Raw genomic sequence first — 24,984 nt, forward strand, 5'->3', positions numbered from 1 at the left:
GGGGCTCCACGGCTTCTCAGGGGGGCTCAGTTCACGCCCACCGCGTTCCAGCTCTCCTTGACCTTCTGCACTTCGGGCGAGCCAGCGCCGTACAGGTCCGTGGCGGCGTTGATGGTGGCCTGACGGGCCTCGGCGAAGGTGGTGTTCGGCGTCATGTAGTGCTCCAGCGCGCGGTAGAACACCTTGAGGCCCTTCTCCATGCCGATGCCGTCCTTCACCTGCACGCCCGAGGTGCGGTTGGTGCCGCCGTTGGCCAGCAGGTAGAAGGCGTTGTTCGCGATGCCGCTGGAGCCGTGCACCTCGGTCTGCTTCGGGTAGTTCTTGTAGTTGTCGATGGAGTAGCCGTCCTTGGTCGGGTCATCCATGTAGCGCAGCGCATCCCCGGTGCCGTTGGCCGGCGTCCACGCGTCCTCGCCCATCTTCCAGTCGAACTGCACCGCCGAGTTCTTCTGGCTGGCGTACCACTCCACGCCCGTACCCAGAATGTCGCTCATCGCCTCGTTGAGGCCCCCGGACTCGCCCTCGTAGATGAGGCCCGCGGTGCGCTCGGTCAGGCCGTGGGAGATTTCGTGGCCGGCGATGTCCAGCGTGGTGAGCGGGCCGGCGTCCCTCCCGTTGCCGTCGCCGTAGTTCATCTTCTCGCCGTCCCAGTAGGCGTTCACGTAGTTCTTGTCCACGTGCACGTAGGAGACGAGCTTCTCGCCCTTGCCGTCCAGCGAGTCACGGCCCAGCACGTCCTTGTAGAAGTCGTACGTCATCTCGGCGCCGTAGTGCGCATCCACCGCCGCCTTGGTGTTCGCGCTGTCCGAGGCCTCACCCCACACGTCGTTCTTGTCGGTGAACTCCGTCTTGCCGCTGGGCGTCGTCCTGTTCTTGGCGTCGTAGGTGACGATGCCGCCGCCGCGCGTGGTGTCCTCCAGCGTGTAGCTGCCGTTGGCCTGCTTCGTGGTGGAGAGGTCCACCTTGCCGCTGTAGAGCGTGGTGTCATCCGCCTTGCCCGTCGCCCCCGCCTTGTTGTCGGTGGCCGGAGTGCTCGGCGTGGCAGGCTTCTCGGCAGGGGTGGCCGCCGCCGCCTCACCCTTCGTCTCCTCGCCCTTGGCAGAGGCCTCGCCCGCCTTGGCCTCGCCCGCCTTGGGCAACTCGATGCCGCCCATCTGGTCGAAGCTGCGCACCACCTCGCCGCTGTTGGCGTCCACGAAGTAGTTCATCCGCCGCGGGCGCTCATCGGCCTGCAGGTCCTCCACGTTGGTGAGCTGCACCTGGTAGGCCGCGTGGTACTGGCCCTCCTTGTCCTGCACCACCACGCGCTCGGCGGAGGGCGGGTGGCTGGCGTCCGTGTGGCCCGCGAACGCCTTCTGCGCCACGGCCAACGCTTCCTCGGAGGACAGCTTCACCTCGTCCGAGCCCAGCCCGGCCGGGATGGTGGAGGTGTTGCCCGTGAGGCTGGACACCTTGCCCTCCTTGTCCAGGTGGCTGATGACCTGCTCACCGAACACCTTCACGCCCTCGTGCGTCCGGTCCAGCCGCACGTGCGTCATGCCCAGTTCGTCGCGCGTAACAGAGCGGGGGTCGAAGGAGGCGGGAGTCCTGCCGCCGGCGACGATGCCCTGGTTGCTGATGCTGGACTGGGACTGGATGAACTCGAGCGACTTCTGCACGGCGGCCTGGGCCTCAGGGGTTTCGAGCGCCAGCGGGCCGGGCTTGGCGGCAACTGCCGGAGCCGGAGCGGCCGTCTGCGCGGTGAGGGCCACGGGGGCCTTGGCGCTCGAGGTAACGAAGCTCGACTGAGTGTCGAAGCCCGACTCCTGCTTGCGAGCGGGGGAGGCCGCGGGGTTCTGCTGCGCGAGCGTGTTGACGGCGGGGGTGGAAGACAGCGGGGACGTCTGGGGGCGGTTGGCGATCTGCATGGCGGAGGGCTCCAAGTAAGCGGGGGTAAGAATTTGTCCTGATTAGTGCGTCGATGTATTCAGGATGGAGCATGATGTGTGCCATGCGGCGCGTCAGGAACTTGCGCTGGTAACTCCTTGTTTTTACGGGGGTGGCCTTCCACCAGAGCCTGTCCGCCGGTGACTTCCGTCATCAGCAGAAGGCACTTTGCCTCTGGGACACTTGTCACCACCTTGTAGACAGCTGTCACCAGAAGCGCTACTTAGGCACACCTATGGACCTCCGGAGAGACCCATGAGCCGCTGCCAGCGCGGAACCCCGTCCCTCCGGTGCACCGAAGCCCTGTCATTGCGTTGTCCTCCTGCCAATGGATTGGCCGGATTGCTGACGCCGGGGCCCTGGTCCGGTAAAGGCGGGGCATGACTCCGAGCAGCTCTGAGGGCGTGAACGCGCTCGACTTCCGCGAGGCGTTGGCGCGGTGGGCGAGCGGCGTGTCCGTGGTCGCGGTTCGCGATGAGCAGGGCCTCGCCGCCACGACGGTGAGCTCCTTCAGCTCGCTCTCGCTGGAGCCTCCCCTCGTGCTGCTCTCTCTCTCCGACAGCTCACGGACACTGAAGCGGGTGCAGGCCGCCGGGCGATTCACCGTGAGCATCCTCTCCGCCGCTCAGCAAGACACCGCCGTGCACTGCGCGAAGGGAGAATCCGCCCAGGCTGCCTTCGACGAAGCCGCGTTCGTTCGAGACTGCCTGGCGGGGCTGTCGTGCACCGTGCTCGATCTGCGCCGCTATGGAGATCACCTGTTGCTCGTGGGCCAGGTCGTCTCCATTCTCCGAGGGGAAGCGCGCGAGCCGCTCCTCTATTGGAACCGAGCCTATCGCGCCGTGACGGGACTGCCGCCGGCCGACCCAGCGAATCATTGACCCCGCAGCACACACGACGAAAGGGAGTAGACCCATGGCATTCACGCTGCCCGAGCTTCCGTACAAGAAGGACGCGTTGGCCCCGCACCTCAGCGCCGAGACGCTCGAGTTCCACCACGACAAGCACCACGCCGCCTATGTGAACAACCTGAACAAGCTGCTCGACGGCAAGCCCGAGGCGAACAGCTCGCTCGAGCAGGTCATCCTCAGCAGCGAGGGAGGCGTCTTCAACAACGCCGCCCAGGTGTGGAACCACACCTTCTACTGGAACTGCATGAAGCCCAACGGGGGAGGGGCCCCGACGGGCGATCTCGCCGCTGCCATCACCCGCGACTTCGGCTCCTTCGAGAAGTTCCGCGAGGAGTTCTCCAACGCCGCGGCCACGCAGTTCGGCTCGGGCTGGGCCTGGCTGGTGCTCGAGAAGGGCAAGCTGGCGGTGACCAAGACGGGCAACGCGGACCTGCCGATGAAGCACGGCCAGAAGGCGCTGCTCACCATCGACGTGTGGGAGCACGCGTACTACATCGACTTCCGCAACGCGCGTCCCAAGTACATCGACACGTTCCTCACGAACCTCGTGAACTGGGACTTCGTCCTGGCGAACCTCAAGGGCGCCTGAGCCCCGGTACAGCGGGGAGCCTCGAGGCGGACAGCCAGCTCAGTCCGCCTCGTTCTCCGCCAGCAGTGAGGAGAAGGGCGAGCTGCCCTCGCCCAGCTCCTTGTAGAGCGCCTCCACCTTCTCCAACTCGCGCTTGAGCACCTTGTGGTGGTTGCGGTTCTTCAGCAGGTTCTCCCGGCCCAGCAGGCGGAAGGCGTCCTCGCGATCCAACTTCTGGACCGCCAGCCCCAGCACCATGCCCACCAGCGACTCGGCCAGCCCCAGATCCAGCGGGGTACCGCGGCGCTGGGCCTCGGCGATGAAGGCCGCCGCCGCGGCGCGGAACGCATCCGTCAGTGAGTGGCTCACACTCACGCTCGGGCTCGCCTCGCCCGTGGCCCCCTCGTACTCCAGCGCCCGGGCGAATTGGCTCTCGCCCAGCGTCAGCTCCGGCGTGGCGCCATGCTCCACCAGCGCCAGCGTGTAGGCCCGGCGGATGATGTTGTCCAACTGCCGCAGGTTGCCTGGCCACGTGCGCTGGCACAGCGTCTGTTCCGCCTCGGGGCTCAGGTGCGCCACGCCCTGCGGGAACTGCTCCTTGTGCCGCCGGTTGACCATGTAGTTGGCCCACAGCGGGATCTCATCCCGGCGCTCGTCCAGCGACGGCACCCGCAGCGGCAGCACGTTGATGCGGTAGTACAGGTCCTCGCGGAACCGCCCCGTGCGCACGGCCTCGTGCAGATCCACGTTCGTGCCGATGATGAAGCGCACGTCCGCGCCGCGATCTCCCGCCCCGTCTCCCAGCACCCGGTACGAGCGCTCCTCCAGCACGCGCAACAGGCCCGCCTGCGCCTTGAGCGACAGCTTGTCGATCTCGTCGATGAAGAGCGTGCCGCCCTCCGCCCGGCCGAGGCTGCCCATGCTGTCCTTCACCGCGCCGGTGAAGGCGCCCTTCTTCCACCCGAAGAGCTCCGCCATCTGCAGATCCTCGGGCACGGCGATCAGATCCAACACCTCGAAGGGGCCCTTGCGCCGGTTCGAGCGCGAGTGCATCCACCGCGCCAGCCGTGACTTGCCCGCGCCCGTGGCGCCGCTCACCAGGATGCTCTCCTCCTGCTGGGCGAAGACGTTGAGGATGGGCAGCAGGTTCGCCATGGACGAGCCCACCACGGGCAGGTACTCGTCCACCTCCACCTGGGGCGCCGGCCGGAACGGCAGGCCCGTGAGGTACGGCGAGGCGATCTCCGCGATCGTCTGCAACTGCTCCACGCACTCGCGCCAGACGAAGTCCTGGCCCATCGCCGTGGGGCTGTCCGCCTCCAGCGAGATCATCCCCCCAATCCCCGAGCCCAGCGTGCGCAGCGGAATCACGCACACGTGCGAAGCCTGTCGGTTCAGGAAGCTCTGGCGACTCTCCTGGCTGCTGAAGCTGCCCGGGAGCAACTCCTCGATCTTGTCCGGAGATTGAGGCGAGTACGGGCGCAGCGTCCCCAGCGTCACATCGATGAACACCGGGCACTCGTGCTGCACCACCGAGCGCCACGCGGTGGCGGACACCAGGCTCGGGACTCCGCGGGCACCGGTGCTCCCGGCCGTCTGCACCGCGGTGGCGCCCTGCTCGAGGATCGCCAGCCGCAGGTATCCCTCCGAGGGACGCAGGTGCACCATGCCTCGGAGCACCTTGCCGCGCCCGGCGAACTTGCTGGCGACAATCGTCCGCTCCGTCAGTTGCATCAAGGTCGCCAGGGTCCTCGTGGCGGCGTCTTCGAAATCTTCAGACTTCGACAACGCCACCACCAGCGAGGACAGGTCATGTTGCATGGAGTCACCCAAGCCCTGGAATTTCCGTGCATGAAGCGGGGGGCCGCTCCGCCCTGGCACGCTGTCATCCTCTCAGGGCGGGCCGCTGGGTGGAAGCATCTCGCGGGGTTGCTCTCAGTGTGTTCCGCTGCGCCGCCACACAGGGCATCGTAGTAAAGGAGGACGTATGACCCGCGAGCGCACCACGGCCGATGCTCTGGATGGGAAGGATGGGGGGCTCGCCCCCCTGCACTTCGGGGCACTGTGCCGGTGGCTCGACACCTGCCCGGAGCACGTCCGAAGCCTCTTTGGGATGCAGGTGCCCATATGATCCCCGTGCGCATCCTCGGGACCGCGGGCGTGCTGCCCGGGCGGGCAGTGCCGACGGAGGAACTGGCCCGGCAGCTCGGCCGGGACCCGGTGAAGCTGGAGGCCAATACGGGCATCCGGACGCGCTACTGGGTGGAGCCAGGCACCCGCATGCGGGACGTGGGGCTGCAGGCGCTGCGCAGCGCGCTCGAGGCCGCGAAGCTGGCACCCACGGATTTGCGCCGCATCCTGTTCGTCTCCTCCACCGGTGGAGACTCCTCCGCGCCCGCCACCGCGAGCATGATCGCGGGCGCGCTCGGACTCACCTACACGTGTGACGCGTTCGACCTCAACAATGCGTGCGCGGGCTTCGTCTCGGCCTTCGATGTCGCTGCCCGCTCGGTGGCCACCGGGCTGGGGCCGGTTGGGATCGTCACCGTCGAGTTCTGCTCCCGCGCTCTGGAGCCAGGCAACCCGCGGCCCTATCTCGTCATGGGAGACGCGGCGGCTGCCACCGTGCTCGGGGCCGCGCGCCCGAACGAGGGCGTGCTGGGTGTGTCGCTCTCCAACAACGGCACCTTGCCTCCGGACACCGGCCTGGGACAGCCGCTGTTCACCGGGAAGAGGGAGACGATCCAGTTCTATGCCCCGCGGGGGTACATCTTCCAGGTCGCGGTGGATGCGCTGGGCTCGGCCACCCAGGCGGCGCTCCAGCAGGCGAACCTGACGCTGGAGGACATCCAGTGGGTGCTGCCCCACCAGCCCAACGGGCCTCTGGTCGATGCCATCGTCACCTCGCTCGGCATCGACAGGGCGAAGCTCATCCCGATCGTCCAGGACGTGGGGAGCGTGGCCGCCGCGTCGATCCCGTACAGCCTCGATGTGCTGATGCGGACCCGGGAAGTACGCCCAGGGGATCGCATCCTGCTGTTGGGGCTGGGGGCGGGGGTCGCCCAGGGCGCGATCATCTATCAGGTGGGAGGATGAGTCAGGCCAGCGGTGTTCCCCTGGCGACCTGGCTGGCCGCGTTCCGGGTGATGCGCTTGTGGCACCGCTATGAGGTCAGGGGCATGGAGACGCTGCTCCAGCCCGGGGCCAGTCTGATCGTCGCCTATCACGGCCGGCCCATGGCGATCGACCAGTGCATGCTCACCGTCAGCCTCTATGAGCGGCTGGGCTACCTGCCTCACGGCATCATCCATGGCTTCTTCGGCACGAACCGGATCCTGAGGTGGTGGATCAACGGTCTGGGTTTCGTCACCGGGGATGGCCCCGGCATCGAGGCGGCCGTCGCGCGGGGCGAGCACATCCTTGTCCAGCCCGGTGGGACACGCGAGGGGTTCCGCAGCTTCCGCCACCGCTATGAAGTCGATTGGGGAGAGCGGCTCGGATACCTGCGTCTGGCCATCCGCCATGGCCTGCCCATCATCCCCGTGGCGGCCACCGGCGTGGATGACATCTTTATCGGCCTCAATGATGGCTATGCGCTCGGGAGGCGCTTCCGGATGCCGGCGGGGATCCCGCTCTGGTTGGGCGTCGGGGCCACGGGGCTGTGGCCGTTCGCACTGACGATCCCGGTGAAGATCACCCAGCTCATCGGTGAGCCGATCCACTGGCACCTCCAGGGGAGGATCGATCCCGCGGATCGCGCGGCCCTGGTGAATCTGCATCAGGAGGTGCGGGGCGCGGTTCAGTCGCTCATGGATCGAGCCAGAGGCCGGAAGGAGTCCGCATGAGTGCGGGGCAGTGGGCGGTGATCCTCGGCGCATCGTCCGGGACCGGGGCTGCCATCGCGGTGGAGGTGGCGGGCTCCCGAGGGCTCGACGTGTTCGGGGTGCACCGGGGGCGCTACCTGGACCAGGCCCAGCAGGTGGAGCGAGAGGTGGCCGCCACCGGGCGTCGCGTCATCATGCATCGCGGCGATGCAGGCACTCCCGAGGGCGCTGCCCAGGGAGCGGAGGCGCTCCTGGCGGCGGCGGGCCCGCGGAGCGTGAAGTTGTTCGTCCATTCGATCGCCAGCGGCTCGGTGGGGCATTTCCTCTCGGGAGAGAAAGGCCCGCTGCACCCCAAGCAGGTGGAGCGCACCTTCAACGCGATGGCGCACTCGTTCGTCTACTGGATCCAGGCGCTGGTGGCGCGCGATCTGCTCGCGCCACAGGCCCGCCTGCTGGGGCTGACCAACCCGCTGACCGAGTCGTTGCTCCACAACACGGGCCTCATCACCGCCGCCAAGGCCGCACTGGAGATCTATGTGCGCCACATGGCCATCGAGCTGGGGCCCAAGGGCCACCGGGTGAACCTGCTCAAGTTCGGCACGGTGATGACTCCGGCTCTCACGCACGTCTACTCGCCGGAGGCGCTGGCGCGGCTGGAGGCCGCCCACTGCCAGATGAACCCCTCCGGGCGGATGTGCACCGTCCAGGAGGTGGCCCGCTTCGTCGCGGTCCTCCTCGGAGACGAGGTGGACTGGTTCAACGGGGCGACCATCGACTTCACCGGGGGCATGACGCTGCGGCTGCTGGACCTGGTGCTCAACCCGCCAGGCCGAGGCTAACCGCGATCCAGCTCCGTCTGGACCCGTGCGAGCTCGTCCGGCATCCCCAGCTCGGAGAAGATCCCCCGGGCTTTGATCAGCTGGGTTCTCCGGTTGGGCTCCTGGAGATCCATGTGGCGGCCGAGCTCGAACCGGGCGAGCCCTTCCTCGAAGGGCATCTTGAGCCGCTCCGCCTCGGCCAGCGCCTTCGCCCATGCATGGCGTGCCTCCGCCGGGTGGCCCGAGAGCCATGTCTCGCTCCCGCGGCACAGCCATGAGAAGGAGCGCCCCAGGGGCAGGACCCGGGCGAAGGTGCGCAGGATCTGGATGCCCGCCTGGGCCTCCTTCATCAGCTGCTCCCGCTCCGGGGAGCCCGCGGCGGAGCGCTCCCAGAGCGTGAGGAGCACCTCGTTCATCGCGATGATGCCCGGGTACAGGAAGAAGGCGAAGGGCTTGATGGACTGCAGCACCTGGAGCGCCTTTGTGGCCAACTGGCGCGCCTGGTCGACGTTGCCCTGGCGCAGCCAGGCCAGCGCGATCGTGCCGTACAACACGATCCTCGACGCGATGTCGACGTTTGCCTCGATGCGGGTCATCTCCGCCGAAGCCAGAAGGACGGCCTCCATGGAGCGGCCCAGGCGCATCATCGGCCCGACGCGCATCACGGGGCCCCAGAGCTGCGTCTGCGTGGCGCCCCGCCGCCGCGCCGAGTGCTCCATCCGCTCCGCCAGCTCGATGGCGCGCTCGTAGCGCGCGCGGCAGGTGTTCGCGGCCGTGAGCACCGCGCAGGTCTCCTCCAGCTGCCGGTAGTCGCTCACGCTGCTGGCGATGGAGATGGAGCGCTCGCCCCAGGCCTCCAGCTCCTGCCAGCGGGCCATGCCGACGCCGGACATCGCGTTGCGGGACAGCACGTAGGCCACGTCGATGGGAGTGCCTACCTGTTCGACCATCTCCTGGGAGCGGCGCAGCCAGAGCTCGGCGATCGGGAAGGTGGGCGGCAGGCTGGCCACCACGGACATCAGCGCGTAGCCGCGCGCCAGGGACGGGGAGGCGCCCAGGGGCTCGCAGATGTTGAGCATCCGCAGTCCGGTCCAGAGCAGGCGCGGCATGTCCTGGGCAAGGAGGAACATGTCGGTGAGCCGCAGCAGCATGCGACCCGCCTCCGCGCGGTGCTCCGGCTCCTCGTTCGTGCCGACTTCGAACGCTTCCGGCACCGTCGCCTGGGCGAGGCGCTGGACGAGCTGGCCCAGGACGCCCACCCCCCAGCCCGCGGAGGAGGAGGGCACGCTCCAGCCGAAGTACCGCAGGGAGCTCTCGGCATGCGCGCGGCACTTGTCCAGCAGCCCGAGCTGGAAGTAGGCATCCGCCAGCAGCGCCTCGAGGTGCGCTAGCTGGGCGCGCTTCTCGGGCCCCAGGGATTGAGCGTCCGTGGCCGTGGGCGCGAGCAGGGCCTGCGCTCGCTCCAGGTGGTGGATGGCCTCGCGGCTGGCATAGGCCGCCAGGGCCTGCTCGCCGGCCTTCTGCGCGTAGTGGATCTCCTTCGCCGCGTCACCCGCCTTGCCCCAGTGGAGCGCGAGCGCCACCGTCCAATCCGGGGACTCCGAGTACACCGCCTCGATGGCCATCGCCGCCTGGCGGTGCAGCAGCGGCTCGGCGCGCGGCACCAGATCCGCGATCACACCCTCTCGCAGCTTGTCGTGCGCGAAGCGCCACTGGCCTTCGGAGAAGTCCAGCACCGCGGCGCTCGCGCACTCGGACAGGAAGGCCTCCATGCGCATCGAGGGCGCGCACCAGCTCAGCACCTTCGGATCGATCCGGCGCCCGATGATGGCCGCCAACTGGAGCAGCTCGCGTGCCGAAGGGGGGAGCTTCGCCAGCCGCCGCTGGACGATCTGCTTCACGCCGCCCGGGAACACCTTGGCGGGGAGGGGCGCGCTGCCAATCCGGGCCAGCTGTCCCGTCTCCTCGGCCAGCGCGCGGACCACCTCCACCAGGAAGAACGGATTGCCCTCCGTCTCGCGCCGCAGCATCTCGAGGATATGGGGCGAGCGCCCCGCCGCGCCGATCATCGACTCGGTGAGCACGGCGATGGCGTTCTCGCCGAGCCGGGGCAGCCGCAGCACTTCCATCACCGGCAGCTCGCTCGGGAGAGCGGGCCGCTCATCATCCCGGTAGCTGGCGAGGATGAGCAGGGGCAAGGTCTTCGCCAGGTCCGAGATGCGGGCCAGCAGGCGCAGCGACTCGTCATGAGCCCAGTGCAGATCCTCCAGGATGAGCACCGTGGGCTGGGGCACCCGGCGAAACAGATCCTCCACCACAGCGAACAGGCGCGCCTGCGCCATTTCGGGATCCAACTCGACCATGGCGGGCACGGGGCGGTTCAGCAGCGCCTCGACGTCCTCCACCAGGGGCCGGAGCACGCCCGCCTCGAAGTCATTGGGCTCGGCCAGCAGGACCAGCCAGCGCAGCACCGAGCGCCATTCCTGGTACGGGCTGCCACCGCCGGTGACGCCCTGGCCCCGTACCGCCACCGAGCCGCGCACCAACGCCAGTGTGCGCACCTCGTCCAGCAGCCGGGACTTCCCGACGCCGCTCTCACCGCCCACCAGCCACGCGCTGCCCTTGCCGTGCAGCGCCTGGTTGAGCACGCCTTCCATCCGCTGCAATTCGTGCTCGCGGCCGACGAAGCGCGCGCCTTGCAGGAAGCTCTCGCGTGTGGCCGAGGTCTCCGTGACGATCTGATGACCGGTCGCCTCGGTCAGCGCGGAGAGGGCCTCCTCGGCGCTGCGGTACCGCTCGTGGGGATCCGACGCGCTCAGCTTGCGCAGCACGTGTCCGAGCGCGCTCTCCTCGAAGTTCGCGGGCAGTCCCGCGGGCCGCCCGGGGCTCGCTGCGGCGAAGAGCCGGTAGGCGATCATCCCCAGGCTGAACAGATCCGAGGCGGCCGAGGCGGGCTGCCCCTCGAAGAGCTCGGGGGCCACGAAGCCGGGCGTGCCCACCGTGCCTTGCGCATCCGGGCGCTCGCGGGCAATGGCCAGGCCGAAGTCCAGCACCTTCACCTGCCCGTCGACGACGAGCACGTTGGCCGGCTTGAGATCGCGGTGGATGACGCCCCAGCGGTGCATGTACGCCAGCGCCTGGAGCACCTGCGCCAGCAGGCCCACGCGCACCTCGTGCGGCAGGCTCTTTCCCGCCTCGGTGATGGCCTGCGCGCCCTTGAGCAGATCCATCGTGTAGTAGGGCCGCGCCTGATCATCGAACCCGTAGTCGAGCACGCTGATGACGTGCGGATGATGCAGCGAGGTGAGGACCTTGAACTCGTCGGCCAGCCCGATCGCGATCTCGGGCGGCGCCGTCTTCGCGCCGAGGCTGCGCGTGGCGTCCTCGGCGATCTCGTCCACCGAGCGATGCAGTCGCTTCAGGGCCACGACGCCAGCGAGCCGATCCTTCGCGAGGTACACCGTCCCCATCCCGCCTCGGCCGACCACCTCCAGGACCTGGTAACGGCGGCCCACCACCTCAGCGCTGGCAAGGAACGGCGCGGAGAGATCTCCCGTGCTGGTTCCCGGCGCGACTACGTCCATGGATTCCTCTGGGGGCCCGGCCCTTGAAGCCCCGAGTGATGATGTTGAGACATGGATTTAAACATTTCACGGCCAGAAGATGCGGGTTGTCCGACTGCGGGCAGCCTTAACGGGTTGGCAAATTGAAGTAATACTGTGTTTTGCCGCTGTCACGAAATAGGGGTGCCCGTGGGTGCAGGGGCTGCGCCCGACCTGGGGTTCCCCGCAAGAGTTGCGCGGCGCCTGGGGGGCTTCGCGAGGGGAGTGGGGTGGCGTGGGGATTGCTGTGGAACCGGGGGCCGGGGCTCTTCCCGGGAGACGGAGTCCTTCATGGTTGCCCACAGCGCCTGCCTCGTCCTGCTCGCCACGCTCCTGAGCGCCCCTTCCGGCCAGGCGTCTGGGCTGGAGCCGGGCTCTTCGCTCACCGTACAACCTCCCCGCCTGCGGCCGGCGCCGGCAGCCGAGCCCTCGTCTCGCGGCTTGAGCCTTTCGCGCTTCCTCGAGTCCCCCGGCAGCGAGGAGGGGCGGGTGCAGAGGACGGTGGAGCGCCGCCTGGATGCCGTGGAGAACCAGTTGCTGCCCACGGCGGAAGAGGCGCTGGGCTCGGCGCTGCTGGGGCTCGCCGCGGGAGAGGCCACGGTGCTCGAGCTCGTCCACGGCCTGCACTTCCTCAAGGATCAGCAGCGCACGCGGCTGGAGCTGCGCGTTCACCGGGAGTTGTTGCTCATGGAGTTGGCCCGGCAGGCCGGTTGCCGGGTGGATCAGATCCCATTCACCCAGTCCCCCTTCGCGGGGTAGGCGGGAAGAGGCTGTCCAATGCCCTGGCCGGCGTTAGGCTGCCCGCGCATGGCGGAAACCTTGTTCGAGGAGCTCAAGAGATACGTGGGCTTCAGCCCCGAGGACGAGCAGGCGCTGCTGGCTCTGCACGGCGTGGCGAGAGAGCACTTCTCGCGCATCGCCGAGGTGTTCTACGCACGCATCCTGGAGCACGAGGGCGCGCGTACGGCGCTCGAGGGCGGGGAGAGTCAGGTCGGTCACCTCAAGGGCACCTTGCAGATCTGGATGGATCAGTTGCTGAGGGGGCCGTGGGATGAGGCGTACTACGCGCTGCGCTGCCGAATCGGGCGCATGCACGTGCGCATCGCTCTGCCCCAGCACTACATGTTCGGCGCGATGAACGTGCTGCGGCTGGAGTTCCAGGCGCTCATCGACGAGTACTACCGCCACCGCCCCCAGGAAGTGGAGCAGGTGCGCCGGGCGGTGTCGAAGATCCTCGATCTGGAGCTGGCCATCATGCTGCACACCTACCGGGAGGATCTGCTCGCGCAGCAGGCTCGCAACGAGCGGCTGTCCACCTTCGGGCAGCTGGTGGGCTCCATCGGGCACGAGCTGCGCAACCCGCTCGGGGTCATCGAGACATCGCTCTTCATCCTCAAGGGCCGCATGACACCGGGGGACGAGCGCACGACGAAGCACCTGGATCGCATCGGCGAGCAGGTGGCCATCGCCAACCGCATTGTTACGGATCTGCTGGACATGATCCGGGACAAGCCGCTGAAGCACGAGCCAGTGCGGCTGGCGGAGGTGTGGCAGAGCGCGCGCTCGGCCGTTCAGATCCCCGTGGGCGTGAGCGTGGTGGAGCGGGGGCTCTCGGAGCTGCCCGAGCTGCGAGGCGATCCCAATCAGCTCCGGCAGGTCTTCATCAACCTCCTGGAGAACTCCATACAGGCCATGGGGGAGAGCGGAAAGGTGGAGCTGACGGCCACGATCGTTGCGGGCTCGGTGGAGCTGATCTTCGAGGACCTGGGGCCTGGGGTGAGCGAGTCCATCCGCCGGCGCCTCTTCGAGCCGCTCATGACGACGAAGGCGCGCGGCATCGGCCTGGGGTTGCCGCTCGTCAAGCGCATCCTGGAGCGCCACGGAGGCTCCATTGCCTACGTGCCTCGGCCCGAGAAGGGCCCGGGCGCCCGCTTCGTCATCCGACTACCCATCACACCGCCGGGAGGGTCCAGTGCGGCACTACCTGCTGCTCGATGACAACCGAGCCTTCGCGGAGAACATCGCGGAGATTCTCCGCGACATGGGAGACGCGGCCACCGTGGTGACGGATGGCTCCGAAGCGCTCTCCCTGGCGAAGAGCACGCGCTTCGACGCGCTGATCACCGATATGAAGATGCCGGGCATGAGCGGCGCGGCGGCCGTGCACCACATCCGCCAGGTGGACCCGGGCGTCGCCGCCGTGGTCATCACCGCCTACCCGGGAGAGAACGATCTGGAGGCGGCGCGCAACGAGGGGTTGCTGGCGGTGCTGCCCAAGCCGGTGCCGGTGCCGGCCTTGATGGGGTTGCTGTCCTCGGCGCGGCGGGATGGGCTGGTGGCGCTGGTGGAGGACGATCCCGCGCTCGCGGACAACCTCACCGAGGTGCTGCGCTCGCGGGGCTTCTCGTGCGTGACGGCCCGCTCGGTGATGGAGGCGGATCGGCTCTCCATGGTGAAGCCCTTCGCGGCGCTGGTGGACTTGCGCATGCCCGGGGGCCCGGATGGCGAGGCCCTGCGCCGGCTCAAGGCCCGCTTCCCGGACCTGCCCGTCTTCGTCATCACGGCCTATCCGGAGGTGGCGTTGGGGCAGGAGACAGCGGGCGTCTTCCAGAAGCCCTTCGATACGGCGGCGCTCGTGGACGCGCTGGAGCGGACGCACGCCGCGGGCAGGTCCGCCGCATGAGCCCGCTTGCCCGCAATCCGCGAGTCCTGGTGGTGGATGACAACGCGGCGTTCCTCGACAACCTTCAGGAACTGCTCGGGGATGCGGGCTATGAGGTCCGCATCGCGGAGAGCTGCCGGGCCGCTCGCGAATGCGCGAAGGACGGCTTTGACGTGGCGCTGGTGGACCTGCGCCTGCCAGATGGCGACGGCACGGCGCTGGCCGCCGAGCTGAAGCAGGAGCTGCCCGAGTCCGAGGTGGTGCTGCTCACCGGCTTCGCCACGCTGGAGACGGCGGTGGAGGCGGTGCGGGCCGGGGCCTGTGCATACCTGATGAAGCCGTGCGCACCTCAGGATCTGCTGCTCACGCTGGAGCAGGCCATGCGGCAGGTGCGGCTGCACGCGGAGAAGCGCGAGCTGGCTCGCCGTGCGCAGGTGACGGAGAAGCTGGCGGCGGTGGGGACGATGACGGCGGGCCTGTCCCACGAGATCCGCAACCCGCTCAATGCCGCGGCGCTGCAGCTCTCGGTGCTAGAGCGGCGCGTGCGCAAGCTCTCGGAGGCTCAGCAGGGCCCGTTGCTGGAGCCCCTCAGCCTGGTGCGTGACGAGATCCGGCGGCTGGATCACATCCTGGAGGACTTCCTGCAGTTCGCGCGGCCTCGGGATTTCCGCCCGGAGCCGGTGGAGGTGGAGCCGCTGCTGCGGCGGGTGGTGGATCTGCTCGGCGGCCAGGCCGAGGCGCGCAAGGTGCGGCTGGAGCGGGTGGGGGCTGCCTCGACGGCTCGGGTCCCGGGCGAGGAGGAGCGGTTGCGGCAGGTGCTCATCAACCTGGCGCTCAATGCCCTGGAGGCGACGCCTGCGGGAGGTGAGGTCCGCATCTCGGCGGGGGAGGATGGCCAGAGCGTGTGGGTGACGGTGGATGACACGGGGCCAGGGGTGCCCAGTGAGGTAAGGGACCGCATCTTCGAGCCCTTCTTCACCACGAAGGCCCAGGGCTCGGGGCTGGGGCTCTCCATCGTGCACTCCATCGTGACGCAGCACGGCGGAACACTGGAAGTCGGTGATGCACCAGGGGGGGGAGCGCGCTTCTTCTTGAGATTGCCCAAGGCCCCTCCTGTCGTGGCCTACCGGTGAGGTAGCCTGCGCTCTCGATGCTCCGGTACGCCCTCACGCTCTTCGCCAGCGCCTTCCTGCTCTTCGGAGTCCAGCCGCTGGTGGGCAAGTTCGCACTGCCGTGGTTCGGCGGCACACCCGCGGTGTGGACGGCGTGCATGCTCTTCTTCCAGGCGGCGCTGCTGGCCGGCTACGCCTACGCGCATGGGGTGGCCACGCGCCTGACGCCGCGCTCCCAGGTGAAGCTGCACCTGGCGTTGCTGGGGATCACGGTGGTGGTGCTCGGTGCGCGCGCGCTGTGGGTGGGCTCGCCCGTGGCGCCTGGGCCGGAGTGGAGGCCGGAGGGGGTAGAGGGGCTCACCGGGCGGCTCCTGGCGATGCTGGCGGTGACCATTGGCCTGCCCTTCTTCGTGCTGTCCACCACCGCGCCGCTGCTCCAGAGCTGGTTTGCCCGGGCGCGGCCGGGGGCTTCGCCCTATCGGCTCTACGCGCTGTCGAACGCGGGCTCGCTGCTGGCGCTGCTGAGCTACCCCTTCCTCATTGAGCCGTACGTGCCGCGCAGCGTGCAGGGCTGGAGTTGGGCCGCGGGCTTCGTCCTCTTCGTGGTGGGCTGTGCCGTGTGCGCTGGGGATCTATGGAAGCACGCGGCCCCTTCCGGACCGGCGCGGACGGAGTCTCCAGAGCAGGCGAGTCCTCTGGCGGAGGAGGAGGCTCGGCCGGGGCTCGGGAGGACGGTGGCATGGCTGGGGCTGAGCGCGTGCGCGTCGGTGTTGCTGCTGGCCACGACGAACCAGCTCTCCCAGGACGTGGCGGCCGGGCCTTTTCTGTGGGTGCTGCCGCTGGCGATCTACCTGCTCACCTTCATCCTCGCCTTCGAGCGGGAAGCGCTGTACTCGCGTGCGTTCTTCTCCCTGCTCCTCATCGCCTCGGTGGCGGGCGTCACGCGGGTCGTCCTCCTGGGGCCGCACACGCCCCTCGGTTTCCAGATCCTCGCGTATGGCGCGGCGCTGCTGGCGGGCTGCATGGTGTGCCATGGAGAGCTGTACCGCCTGCGGCCGGCACCGCGCCACCTGAGCGCCTTCTACCTCTGGGTGTCGGTGGGCGGAGTGCTGGGAGGGCTCATCGTCAGCATCGTGGCGCCGCGCCTCTTCGTCACCTACGCGGAGTACCCGTTGGCGCTGGCGGCCTGCTGCCTCATTGCCCTGGTGACGATGTTCGTGCGTCCACCCGGCGAGGATCAGCTGGCACGGCTGCGGCGGAGCCTGCGGATGTTCCTGCTGGCCTTCGTCATCGTGGGGTTGGGCGTGGCTGTGGCGGACTTCCGCTTCGAGGTGCGGCTCACGGCGCGGAACTTCTTCGGGGTGGTGCAGGTGTTGGAGCAGGGCCGGGGCAAGCCGGAGGATCACCGCTTCACGCTCAAGCACGGCGCCATCGCCCACGGTGTCCAGTACACCGAGCCCCCCAAGCGGCAGCTCCCCATGTCCTACTTCACGACCGAGAGCGGCCTGGGGCTGGCCATCGCCGAGCACCGGCGCCTGCGCGAGGCAGTGGGGCTGCCTGCCGGCCTGCGCATCGGTGTGCTGGGGCTGGGCGTGGGCTCCTCGGCCGCGCTGGCCCGGGCGGAGGACACGGTCCGCTTCTACGAGATCAACCCGAAGATCATCTCCCTGGCGCGCGGGGAGGGGGGCTTCTTCAGCTACCTGGCGGAGACCCCCGCGCGGGTGGAGATCGTCGAGGGCGACGCGCGCATCTCGCTGGAGCGGGAGTTGGAGCGCGGCGAGGCCCAAGGCTTCGACGTGCTCGCGGTGGACACTTTCAGCTCGGATTCCATCCCCGTGCATCTCCTCACCGAGGAGGCGGTCTCCGTCTACCGCCGGCACCTGGGGCCTCATGGGGTGCTGGCGCTGCACATCAGCAACGCGCACCTGGACCTGGTGCCTATCGCGCTGGCGCACGCCCGGACGTTCGGGATGCACGCCACGCTCGTCGTCTACGATCCGGAGGATCGCTCGGCGCGCAGCGTGTGGATTCTCCTGAGCCCGGACGTGGAGTTCTCGTGGGGCCCCACCTTCGTGAAGGCCACGTCGAAGGTGAGCCGCCTGGAACTGCTAGGCCCTCCATCCGTCACCTGGACGGATGAACGAGGCAGCGTGCTGCCTCTGCTCCGGAAGGGGAGCTGGCATGCCCAGGTGCGCGAGCTCGTCGTCCCGGCGGTCGCGCGCTGAGCTGCGAGCCCAAGCCTTGGGGACTACGGGCCCGCCTTGGAATCCTTGTTCTTCTTGTCATCGGACTTGTGGATGTCCACGCGCGAACTCCACAGGCCAGGCCCCAGGAGCACGACGAGTAGGACCGTCACCGCCAGACCGATCAACATCTCCAGCCAGAACTCCTCCACACATCCCTCCAGAGAAGCGAGGCCTGATTTCCTCGGGCCTCGCCCCTCAACCTATCAACCTCGGGAGGCTGCCGCTGCCTCATCCGCATCGTCGTGGGATGAGGGTGTCTTACCGCTGCCATATTCCTTCAGCCGGTATTGGATCTTCCGCACGCTGATGCCGAGGATCTCCGCGGCCCGGCTGGTGGAGCCCTGGACCATCTCCAGCGTGCGGAGGATGGCCTCTCGCTCGATGGTCGCCATGGACGCACCGGGGATGAGGTTGTTGGAGCTGGAGCCTTGCGGCCGAGGGCCCCTCAGCACGGGTGGCAGGTCGTCCGTGGTCAGCTCGTCGCCCTGGGCCAGCACCACCGCGCGCTCGATGGCGTTCTCCAACTCGCGGATGTTGCCCGGCCAGTCGTGCGCCAGCAGGGCCTGGAGCGTGCCCGGTGCCAGCGCCTTCACGTGCTTGCCGTAGCTGTCGCTGTACTTCTCCAGGAAGTGGCTGACGAGCGCGGGGATGTCGCTCTTGCGCTCGCGCAGCGGGGGCAGGGTGACCGACACGACGTTGAGCCGGTAGAAGAGATCCTCTCGGAAGCGGCCCGCCTTCACCTCGGCCTGCAGATCCCGGTGCGTGGCGGCGACGATGCGCACATCCACCTTGAGTGTCTGGGTGCCGCCCACGCGCTCGAACTCGCGCTGCTGGAGCACGCGCAGCAGCTTCACCTGTACGGAGGGGGAGATCTCGCCGATCTCGTCCAGGAAGAGCGTGCCGCCGTCGGCCAGCTCGAAGCGGCCCTCCTTGCGCGCCACGGCGCCCGTGAACGAGCCCTTCTCGTGGCCGAACAGCTCGCTCTCCAGCAGGCTCTCGGAGAGCGCCGCGCAGTGCACGCGGACGAAGGGCTTGTCCTTGCGCGGAGACTCCTGGTGCAGCGCCTGGGCGATGAGCTCCTTGCCCGTGCCGGACTCGCCGAGGATCAACACCGTGGCGCGGGTGTTCGCCGCGCGCCGCACCACGTCATAGACGCCCTGGAGCTGGGGCGAGTCTCCAATGATGTTGTGGAAGCGGGTGCGCTGGCGGACCTGATCGCGCAGCGTCTCGGCCTCGCGGCGCAGGCTGCGCTTCTCCAGCGCCTTGGTCAGGATGACGAGCACCGCGTCCGCGTCCAGCGGCTTGACCAGGTAGTTGTCCGCGCCCGCGCGCATGGCCTCGACGGCGGTCTCCACGCTGGCGAAGGCCGTCATCATCACGAAGGTGGCATCCGAGCCCATCTCGCGTGCCTTCTTGAGCAGCGTGAGCCCGTCCATCTGCGGCATGCGCACGTCCGTGAGGACCACGGCGGGAGAGAACTCGGGGATGCGCGCCAGGGCGTCCGCGCCATTGGAGGCCTCGGCGACCTCGTAGCCCTCCTCACCCAGGATGGTGACGATGGCACGGCGGGCATTGTCTTCATCATCGACGACGAGGATGCGTTCAGCAGCCATGAGGGTTCACGCTAGCAGGGCCCGCGGCCCGCGGAAGGGGTTGAAGGGTGCTCCGGGGGGTCAGGGGAGGCCGAAGAAGCGAAGGACCCAGGGACCTGTGAAGGTGATGACGCCGCAGCCCAGCACCATGAGCGGCAGGCCCACGCGCAGCATGTCCGAAGAGTCCACGCCACCCTCACCCGCGACCATGGCGTTGGGCGGGGTGCTGATGACGAAGGGGATGCCGAAGGAGCACCCCATGGCCACGAGGATGGGCATGGAGGCGGAGGGGAAGAGCTGGACGGAGATGGGAACGAGGAGCGCCGCGGTGCCGGTGTTGCTCATGAGAGCCGAGAGCAGCGCCGCCAGCCCCACGATCAGCCCCACCTGGGCCACCTGGGGCCAGGTGCTCCAGTCCACCCCGTGCAGCGCGGTGGCCACCACGCCCGAGTGTTCCACGAGCCGGCCCAGGGAGATGCCTCCGGCGATGAGCAGGAGCGTGGACCAGTCCAGCCGCCCGAGATCCTCGCGCCGCAGCAGGCCGCTGCCGAAGAGAGCGGCAGTGGCCCCCAATGCCACGAGCGGCGCTGGCAGGCCGTGCAGGGGCTCGGAGAGCCAGAGGCCCGCGCACGCGGCGAAGATGCCGAGCACCCAGCGGGCGCGTGTGTCCAGCTTGCGGGGGAGGGTGGCGGGCAGCTCGAAGCGGCCTCGCACCCGGTAGCCCACCACGAGGAGCAGGAAGCCCAGCCCGAGCATCAGCCCCGTGAGGGGCAGGGCGAAGGCCATCCACTTCACGAACGTCACCTGCGTATAGGGAGTGGCCGCGGAGATGGCGATCGCGTTGGGGCCCGTTCCCACCGGTGTGGCCATGCCTCCGAAGTTCGCCCCGAGCGCCACGGACAGCAGCAGGGCCCGCCGCAAGGCGGTGTCGTGGTGGGAGGCCTGGAGCAGCGGTCGGAGGGAGGCCAGCATCATCGCCGCGGCGGCGATGTTCGACATCCACATGGACAGGAAGGCCACGCCGAAGGTGATGAGCAGCATCAGCAGCCGGCGGCTCCCGCGGGCCAGGCGGACCACGTGCTGCGCCACGGCCTGGTCCAGCCCGTGCCGCGAGGCGGCGACCTCGAGGGTGAAGCCGCCCAGGAAGAGCGCCAGCACCGGATCCGCGCACCACGCGAGTACCGCGGACAGCTTGTAGGCGGGCTGCAGCGGGCCCAGCAGCGCGGCGGTTCCCCCGAGCAGCAGCAGGGTGGGGACAAAGGGGGGCACCAGCTCGGTGAGCCACAGCGTCAGGCACACCCCAGCGATCGCGATCGAGCGGGCGATGATGGGGTTGTCCACTCCCAGCCAGGCCACGAGGACGCTGGCGGCCACGCCCGCGAGGGCGAGCGCGGGTCTCACCCAGTGCTTCGAGCCGGAAGTGGTAGGAGCGGTGGGGGCCTGGGACTCCGAGCCGTTGCTCGGGAGCGCATGGAGGGGGGGGGAGTTCATCCGTTACGCGTCCTGGGATGGGCGGACGATGAACATGGGTCGCGTGCCATGGAGCAACACTTCCTGCGCCACGGAACCGGCCAGGGCGCGCGTGAGCCCGGAGCGTCCATGGGTGGCCAGGCAGATGACGTCGCAGTCCAGACGCTCCGCGGCCTGGCAGATGGCCTCGGAGACCTTCCGTCCTGTGATGATCTCCACGCGCGTGGTGATGCCGCGAGCGGTGGCCTCGGGAGGGATGAGGGCCCGGAGCTCCGCGAGGAGCTGCTCCCGCTCGGCGCGCTCCTGGGACGAGGTGGGCTCGGGGAGCGCATAGCCGGAGGCGACAGATGCGCTGCCCTGAGGCGGTGGCAGCACATGGAGCAAGTAGACGGTGCCCCCAGCCGGGGCCAGCGCGTAGGCATGGCGCACGCCAGTGGAGCCCAGCTCGGACAGATCCGTGGGAGCCAGCACCCGGCGCACGTGCGGGATGGTCCGCGTCACGGCGGCACTGACGGGCACGCAGAGGACGGAGGAGGGCGAGTGGTGCAGGACATTCTGCGAGACGGACCCGTGCCACCACTTGCTTGTCCCGGAGCGCTGGTGCGTGCCCACCACCACCAGATCCACGGCCTCCTTGCGGGCCAGTTGGACGAGCGACTCGGACGGACGGCCGAGGCCGGGCTCGAGGTGCACCCAGACGGAGCCGCTGCCAGGCATGGCCCCCAGGCGCGCCGTGAGATCGCGGCGGAGCGCCTGTTCGGCCTCGGGCGTCACGTCCGTCGAGGGCGAGGGCGGCATTCCATAGCGTGCGTGCGCATCCGCGCCCCAGAAGTGGTGGGCGGCCATGACTTCGCACGGGCCGAGGGTTCGCAGCCGCCGCACCCAGGCCACGGCGGCGTCCGAGGGCCCGGAGAAGTTCAGCCCGAGCAGCAACCGCAGGGAGCGCTCACCCCTGGCCCAGGACTCGATGGGCTGGGGGGCCTTCAGCACGAGGACGGGGCAGCGCGCGGACTGCACCACCTGATCCGCCACGCTGCCGATGCGCCACCTCGGGGCTCTCTGCCCGTGGTGCGAGAGCACGATGAGCGAGGCGTGGACCTGGGACGCCAACTCCACGAGCACCTCGTCCGGGGCACCATCGAGCAGGTGCGGGGTGACGCTCACCTCGCGCCGGCGCAGCTCCTGGGCCTGCTGCTCCAGGCGCGCGGTGGCCTCGCGCCGCACCGCTTCGAGCAGGGAGGCCGAGCCTCCGCTGCTTCCATACTCCACGACGTGGGCCAGATGGAGCACCTCTCCCGTGCGGCGGGCCAGGGCGGCCGCGGCCAGGGCGGCCACGGCGGCGTGCTCCGAGAAATCTGTTCCGAAGACAATGGCCATGGGCGCGCCTTTCCTTTCGTGGAGGGCTGTGGGGCTGGATTACTCCTCGTACTCGGCTGCCTCGCTCATCCGGTCCAGGTCGCCGATGAGCTGCTGCGCGTAGCGCACCAGGTCAGCCTCCGTGAGGATGCCCAGCAGCCTGCCTTCCTCTCCCACGACGGGAAGGCAGCCGAACTTGTTGTCCAGCATGAGCTTCACCGCCTCGCGCAGGGACATGTCCGGCTTCACCGTCCGCACCTCGCGGTTCATGATGTCCGCCGCCCAGAGGGGATTCTTCGCCGGATCCGGGCACTTGAGGGCGGTGGCCTTGAGGAGATCGCGGTGGGTGATGAGCCCCACCAGTTTGCCCTCGCGCACGACGGGCAGGTGCCGGATGCGGTGCAGGCGGAGCAGCTCGTCCGCGATTGCCAGGTTCTGCGACTCCTTGAGGGTGACCAGGTCCCGGGTCATCAGCTCGCCAACGGTCTTCATACGTTCAGGCTCCAGCGCGAAGAGTGCGTGGGGACTCGCTTATGCAGTTTCGGGTCCAAGCCAGGCCGCCTCGAAGGGACGGTGGGGCTGTCCTCCAGAGGGCGCAAGGTTTGCGCGGCTGCCTGCTACCCCGCAGAACCTGCGCGGGCGGGTTGAATGGCCCTGCCGTGTGAGATAGACCCGCGCCGTCGCTAGGGGTGCCCCAAGCAGGGGCTGAGACGGCCGTGAGAGCGGCCGGACCCTTGGAACCTGAACCGGGTCATACCGGCGGAGGGAAGCGGCGGGCGCTCTGTGCCTCGCTTGTCTTCTCATGCCGCCGCGAGGAGGAGTCGCATGAGTGGAGCGTCCAGAAGCCTCAAGGTCGATGGAAAGGTGCTGGAGGGAATCTCGCGGGGGCCGTTGCCGGCCTCGCGCAAGGTGTACGTCCCCGGCGAGCAGTATCCGGAACTCCGGGTCCCCATGCGGGAGATCAGCCAGACGCCCACCCGTCATGGCCACGGTCCCGAAGCGCCCGCGACGCCCAACCCGCCCGTCTACGTGTATGACTCCAGCGGTCCGTACACGGATCCCGAGGCGCGAATCGAGCTGCGCGAGGGCTTGCCGGCCATTCGCGCCAGTTGGATCGGGGGGCGAGGGGACACCGAGGAGCTGTCGGGCATCACCTCCGAGTACGGCCGCAGCCGGGAGGCAGACCCGCGTCTGGCCGGGCTGCGCTTCGCCCACCGCCGCAAGCCGCGCGTGGCGAAGCCAGGGGCCAACGTCACGCAGCTGCATTACGCGCGCAAGGGCATCGTTACCCCGGAGATGGAGTTCGTGGCGGTGCGCGAGAACCTGAAGGTGGAGGCGTCGCTCGCGGCGCAGCACCCGGGGCACTCGTGGGGCGCTGCGATCCCGCGGAAGATCACTCCGGAGTTCGTGCGGGACGAGGTGGCCCGAGGCCGCGCCATCATCCCGGCCAACATCAACCACCCGGAACTGGAGCCGATGATCATCGGTCGCAACTTCCTGGTGAAGATCAACGCCAACATCGGCAACTCGGCGGTGACCTCCTCCATCGAAGAGGAGGTGGAGAAGATGGTGTGGTCCATCCGGTGGGGCGCGGACACGGTGATGGACTTGTCCACGGGCCGGAACATCCACGAGACGCGCGAGTGGATCCTCCGCAACGCGCCGGTGCCCATCGGCACGGTGCCCATCTACCAGGCGCTGGAGAAGGTGGGCGGCAAGGCCGAGGAGCTGACGTGGGAGATCTACCGGGACACGCTCATCGAGCAGTGCGAGCAGGGCGTGGACTACTTCACCATCCACGCGGGCGTGAGGCTGGCGTACATCCCGCTGACGGCGAAGCGGCTGACGGGCATCGTGAGCCGGGGCGGATCGATCCTGGCGAAGTGGTGCCTGTCACACCACCGGGAGAACTTCCTCTATACGCACTTCGAGGAGATCTGCGAGATCATGAAGGCGTATGACGTCAGCTTCAGCCTGGGCGACGGCCTGCGCCCCGGCTCGATCGCGGACGCCAACGACGCGGCGCAGTTCGGCGAGCTGGAGACGCTGGGTGAGCTGACGAAGATCGCCTGGAAGCACGACGTGCAGGTGATGATCGAGGGGCCGGGCCACGTGCCCATGCACCTCATCCAGGAGAACATGACGAAGCAGCTCGCCGTGTGCCACGAGGCGCCCTTCTACACGCTGGGGCCTCTGACGACGGACATCGCGCCCGGGTACGATCACTTCACCAGTGGGATTGGCGCGGCGATGATCGGGTGGTTCGGCACGGCGATGCTCTGCTACGTCACGCCGAAAGAGCACCTGGGTCTACCCGATCGGGATGACGTGAAGGAGGGCGTCATCACGTACAAGATCGCGGCGCACGCGGCGGATCTGGCCAAAGGGCACCCAGGCGCACAGGCTCGGGACAACGCGCTGTCCAAGGCCCGGTTCGAGTTCCGCTGGGAGGATCAGTTCAACCTCTCACTGGATCCGGAACGGGCGCGGGCCTTCCACGACGAGACGCTGCCCGCGGAAGGGGCCAAGGTGGCTCACTTCTGCTCCATGTGCGGCCCGCAGTTCTGCTCCATGAAGATTACCCAGGAGGTGCGCGACTTCGCGGAGAAGACCGGCGTCGCCGCGGAGCAGGCTCTCGAAACGGGCATGGCCGAGAAGAGCGAGGAGTTCAAGAGGGGCGGCACCGAACTCTACCGCTGAAGACCCACCCGACTTTAGATCCTCTGGCAAACATCTGCCTCATTGCTTATTCGCTTTGAGGTGCATGAAGTTGTCTATGGGGCGCTGCCCACCGATAGTCACGGTTTCCGGATGGTCTAGGGATCGGTGGACGTCTTGGGTTTAATGTACCAATCAAGAAGGTTCCTGCGCGGTCTCTACCTCGCAGCCCTCCTGGT

20 protein-coding genes and 1 riboswitch are annotated in these 24,984 nt (G+C 68.7%); of the genes, 12 read left to right on the forward strand and 8 right to left on the reverse strand.

Annotated features, from left to right (window positions below):
* Positions 1-26: 26 nt before the first annotated feature.
* A complete protein-coding gene (locus KY501_RS03120; protein WP_224360965.1) occupies positions 27-1,907 on the reverse strand; it encodes a M4 family metallopeptidase in 1,881 nt (626 codons plus the stop codon).
* A 399-nt stretch (positions 1,908-2,306) separates the two neighbouring features.
* Between KY501_RS03120 and KY501_RS03125 the strand changes: the two genes are divergently transcribed.
* Together KY501_RS03125 and KY501_RS03130 are read left to right on the forward strand one after the other, a co-directional pair.
* Positions 2,307-2,807, forward strand: coding sequence for a flavin reductase family protein (locus KY501_RS03125; protein WP_224360967.1), 501 nt, complete (start codon positions 2,307-2,309; stop codon positions 2,805-2,807).
* Between the two features lie 34 nt (positions 2,808-2,841).
* Positions 2,842-3,426, forward strand: a complete 585-nt coding sequence (locus KY501_RS03130; RefSeq protein ID WP_224360968.1) for a superoxide dismutase — start codon at positions 2,842-2,844, stop codon at positions 3,424-3,426.
* 39 nt (positions 3,427-3,465) lie between these two features.
* Here KY501_RS03130 and KY501_RS03135 read toward each other — a convergent pair whose 3' ends face one another.
* Positions 3,466-5,226, reverse strand: a complete 1,761-nt coding sequence (locus tag KY501_RS03135) for a sigma-54-dependent transcriptional regulator (protein WP_224360969.1) — start codon at positions 5,224-5,226, stop codon at positions 3,466-3,468.
* A gap of 166 nt (positions 5,227-5,392) precedes the next feature.
* Here KY501_RS03135 and KY501_RS03140 point away from each other — a divergent pair, with 166 nt between their 5' ends.
* Genes KY501_RS03140 through KY501_RS03155 form a run of 4 tightly spaced genes read left to right on the forward strand, consistent with a single transcriptional unit; the run spans position 5,393 to position 8,068 of the window.
* Positions 5,393-5,536: a hypothetical protein gene (locus tag KY501_RS03140; protein WP_224360970.1), complete on the forward strand. Its 144-nt coding sequence runs from the start codon at positions 5,393-5,395 to the stop codon at positions 5,534-5,536.
* Positions 5,533-6,501 carry a 3-oxoacyl-ACP synthase III family protein gene (locus KY501_RS03145; RefSeq protein WP_224360971.1) on the forward strand — a complete coding sequence of 323 codons (969 nt, stop codon included), beginning with the start codon at positions 5,533-5,535 and terminating at the stop codon, positions 6,499-6,501. Before KY501_RS03140 ends, KY501_RS03145 begins: the two co-directional genes overlap by 4 nt.
* Positions 6,498-7,250 carry a lysophospholipid acyltransferase family protein gene (locus KY501_RS03150; RefSeq protein ID WP_224360972.1) on the forward strand — a complete coding sequence of 251 codons (753 nt, stop codon included), beginning with the start codon at positions 6,498-6,500 and terminating at the stop codon, positions 7,248-7,250. The genes KY501_RS03145 and KY501_RS03150 overlap by 4 nt, the downstream gene beginning before the upstream one ends.
* A complete protein-coding gene (locus KY501_RS03155; RefSeq protein WP_224360973.1) occupies positions 7,247-8,068 on the forward strand; it encodes an SDR family oxidoreductase in 822 nt (273 codons plus the stop codon). Before KY501_RS03150 ends, KY501_RS03155 begins: the two co-directional genes overlap by 4 nt.
* Here KY501_RS03155 and KY501_RS03160 read toward each other — a convergent pair.
* Complete coding sequence (locus KY501_RS03160) at positions 8,065-11,631, reverse strand: serine/threonine-protein kinase (RefSeq protein ID WP_224360975.1); 3,567 nt, start codon at positions 11,629-11,631, stop codon at positions 8,065-8,067. The two genes, KY501_RS03155 and KY501_RS03160, sit on opposite strands and share 4 nt — an antisense overlap.
* A 309-nt stretch (positions 11,632-11,940) precedes the next feature.
* Between KY501_RS03160 and KY501_RS03165 the strand changes: the two genes are divergently transcribed.
* From KY501_RS03165 to KY501_RS03185, 5 genes are read left to right on the forward strand one after another with little or no spacing between them, the layout of a single operon-like run.
* A complete protein-coding gene (locus KY501_RS03165) occupies positions 11,941-12,408 on the forward strand; it encodes a hypothetical protein (RefSeq protein ID WP_224360977.1) in 468 nt (155 codons plus the stop codon).
* A gap of 48 nt (positions 12,409-12,456) precedes the next feature.
* Positions 12,457-13,647 carry a protoglobin domain-containing protein gene (locus KY501_RS03170; protein WP_224360979.1) on the forward strand — a complete coding sequence of 397 codons (1,191 nt, stop codon included), beginning with the start codon at positions 12,457-12,459 and terminating at the stop codon, positions 13,645-13,647.
* Positions 13,622-14,332, forward strand: coding sequence for a response regulator (locus KY501_RS03175; RefSeq protein ID WP_224360981.1), 711 nt, complete (start codon positions 13,622-13,624; stop codon positions 14,330-14,332). The genes KY501_RS03170 and KY501_RS03175 overlap by 26 nt, the downstream gene beginning before the upstream one ends.
* Entirely contained in the window at positions 14,329-15,444 is a 1,116-nt protein-coding gene (locus KY501_RS03180; RefSeq protein WP_224360982.1) for a sensor histidine kinase, read from the forward strand. Before KY501_RS03175 ends, KY501_RS03180 begins: the two co-directional genes overlap by 4 nt.
* Positions 15,445-15,461: 17 nt before the next feature.
* Positions 15,462-17,648: a fused MFS/spermidine synthase gene (locus KY501_RS03185; RefSeq protein WP_224360984.1), complete on the forward strand. Its 2,187-nt coding sequence runs from the start codon at positions 15,462-15,464 to the stop codon at positions 17,646-17,648.
* 23 nt (positions 17,649-17,671) lie between these two features.
* Here KY501_RS03185 and KY501_RS03190 read toward each other — a convergent pair whose 3' ends face one another.
* From KY501_RS03190 to KY501_RS03210, 5 genes are read right to left on the reverse strand one after another with little or no spacing between them, the layout of a single operon-like run.
* Entirely contained in the window at positions 17,672-17,818 is a 147-nt protein-coding gene (locus KY501_RS03190) for a hypothetical protein (protein WP_224360986.1), read from the reverse strand.
* A gap of 54 nt (positions 17,819-17,872) precedes the next feature.
* Entirely contained in the window at positions 17,873-19,282 is a 1,410-nt protein-coding gene (locus tag KY501_RS03195; protein WP_224360988.1) for a sigma-54-dependent transcriptional regulator, read from the reverse strand.
* A 60-nt stretch (positions 19,283-19,342) separates the two neighbouring features.
* Positions 19,343-20,752: an SLC13 family permease gene (locus KY501_RS03200; RefSeq protein WP_224360989.1), complete on the reverse strand. Its 1,410-nt coding sequence runs from the start codon at positions 20,750-20,752 to the stop codon at positions 19,343-19,345.
* A gap of 3 nt (positions 20,753-20,755) precedes the next feature.
* A complete protein-coding gene (locus KY501_RS03205; RefSeq protein WP_224360990.1) occupies positions 20,756-22,108 on the reverse strand; it encodes a universal stress protein in 1,353 nt (450 codons plus the stop codon).
* Positions 22,109-22,147: 39 nt separating this feature from the next.
* Positions 22,148-22,579 (reverse strand): CBS domain-containing protein, encoded by a 432-nt coding sequence (locus KY501_RS03210; RefSeq protein WP_224360991.1) that lies wholly within the window; start codon positions 22,577-22,579, stop codon positions 22,148-22,150.
* Positions 22,580-22,762: 183 nt separating this feature from the next.
* Positions 22,763-22,872, forward strand: a riboswitch (TPP riboswitch).
* Positions 22,873-22,912: 40 nt separating this feature from the next.
* Here KY501_RS03210 and thiC point away from each other — a divergent pair.
* Positions 22,913-24,787, forward strand: a complete 1,875-nt coding sequence (gene thiC / locus KY501_RS03215; protein WP_224360992.1) for a phosphomethylpyrimidine synthase ThiC — start codon at positions 22,913-22,915, stop codon at positions 24,785-24,787.
* The last annotated feature ends 197 nt before the right edge of the window (positions 24,788-24,984 follow it).

Origin of the sequence: Hyalangium versicolor, assembly GCF_020103695.1 — a bacterium.
GTDB lineage: Bacteria > Myxococcota > Myxococcia > Myxococcales > Myxococcaceae > Hyalangium > Hyalangium versicolor.